2 protein-coding genes are annotated in these 1,825 nt (G+C 64.8%); both read left to right on the forward strand.

The window, feature by feature from the left end; genetic code table 11:
• The coding region (locus J3T93_RS09885; RefSeq protein ID WP_267431545.1) for a carbohydrate ABC transporter permease at nucleotides 1–860 on the forward strand (860 nt) is incomplete at its 5' end.
• Nucleotides 857–1,825, forward strand: a complete 969-nt coding sequence (locus J3T93_RS09890; protein WP_267431546.1) for a carbohydrate ABC transporter permease — start codon at nucleotides 857–859, stop codon at nucleotides 1,823–1,825. The genes J3T93_RS09885 and J3T93_RS09890, both read left to right, overlap by 4 nt.

A 1,825-nucleotide genomic window follows, 5' to 3' on the forward strand; every position in this document is an offset into this window, starting at 1 on the left:
CTCGTTGGCGTGGTTGGTTGTTTATGGGGCCGTTTGCGGTGGTGTTTGTGGTGGTGTTTGTGGTGCCGGTGGTGTATGCGGTGTGGATTTCCTTGTTTCAGCATCGTATGGTTGGTGGGACGGTGTTTGTTGGTTTGGCGAATTATCGTCGTCTGTTGGCTGATGGGCAGTTCTGGTCGTCGGTGCGCCGGGTGGTGGTGTTCACGGTGGTGCAGGTGCCGGTCATGTTGTGTTTGGCGGCGTTGATGGCCCTGGCCTTGGATTCGCTGCGTCTGCATGGGATGCGGTTCTTCCGTATTTCGACGTTCCTGCCGTATGCGGTGCCGGCGGTGGTGTCGGCGCTGGTGTGGGGGTTCATGTATGGGGCGAAGTACGGGCTGGTGGGCTCGTTGAACGCGTGGCTGGGCACGCATGTGGACGTGCTGCAGCCGTCGGTGCTTTTGGCGGCGATCGGGAACATCAACACGTGGGAGTTCACGGGGTATAACATGCTGATCTTCTATTCGTCGCTGTCGACGGTGCCGCGCTCCCTGTATGAGGCGGCGGCGATCGACGGGGCGGGCGAGTGGCAGGTGGTGCGCCGGGTGAAGCTGCCGGAGCTGCGGGGCTCGCTGGCGATCACGGTGATCTTCAGCATCATCGGCTCCTTCCAGCTGTTCAACGAGCCGAGCGTGATGCAGAACATGGTGCCGGGCAATGCGATCACGACGTATTACACGCCGAACATGTATGCGTATAATCTGAGTTTTTCGGGCAATCAGTCCAATTATGCGGCTGCGCTGGCCATCGTGATGGCGGCGTTGACGATGCTGGTGGCGTATGCGGTGCAGCTGCGGAGCATGAGGGAGCAGATGCGATGAGCGTGCTGGATGCTGAAGGCCGCAGGGTGCGGGCGGGGGAGCGTGCGCGGGCGCGCCGGGTGGCGGCGGACGAGCGGGCGGAGCGGCGTCGTGCGGCGTCGACCGGGTTCTCGAACCCGTCGAACCCGCGCCGGTCGGTGTGGCTGACGCTGGCGTGCGGCGTGTTCGCCGTGTACTGCCTGTTCCCGTTCGCCTACCTGCTGGTGAACGCGACGAAGACGCAGGCGGACTTCACGAGCACGTTCGGCCTGGGGCCGGGCCGCTCGTTCGCCCTGTGGGAGAACATCCGCGAGGTGTTCTCCTACCAGGACGGGATCTTCGCCCGCTGGCTGGCGAACACGCTGCTGTACGTGGCGGCGGGCGCGGGCGGGGCCACGCTGCTGGCGGTGATGGGCGGGTACGCGCTGGCCAAGTTCCGCTTCCCGGGCCGCAAGGCGGTGTTCGCGGTGGTGCTGGGCGCGATCAGCGTGCCGGGCATCGCGCTGGCGGTCCCGCAGTTCCTGCTGTTCGCGAAGCTGGGGCTGACCAACACGCCCTGGGCGATGATCGTGCCCAGCCTGATCAGCCCGTTCGGCCTGTACCTGATGTGGATCTTCTCGGACCAGGCCGTGCCCGGGGAGCTGCTGGAGGCGGCGCGCGTGGACGGCGCCTCGGAGTGGCGCACCTTCCGCACCATCAGCCTGCCCCTTTTGGCGCCGGGGATCGTGACCTGCGCCCTGTTCACGATCGTGGCGACCTGGAACAACTACTTCCTGCCCCTGATCATGCTCAAGGACGCGGACTGGTACCCGCTGACCATCGGCCTGAACCAATGGAAGGACCAGGCCAGCACCGCAGGCGGGCAGGCCATCCAGAACCTGGTCATCACCGGCAGCCTGATCACCATCATCCCCCTGGTCATCGCCTTCCTCCTCCTGCAGAAATACTGGCAATCCGGCCTCGCCGCAGGAGCCGTCAAAGAATAA

Origin of the sequence: Bifidobacterium sp. B4111, assembly GCF_026537235.1 — a bacterium.
Taxonomy (GTDB): Bacteria; Actinomycetota; Actinomycetes; order Actinomycetales; family Bifidobacteriaceae; genus Bombiscardovia.

Bases quoted from the DNA above. Each gene is read 5' to 3' on its own strand.
- J3T93_RS09890 (WP_267431546.1), top strand. From the start codon at position 857: ATGAGCGTGCTGGATGCTGAAGGCCGCAGGGTGCGGGCGGGGGAGCGT.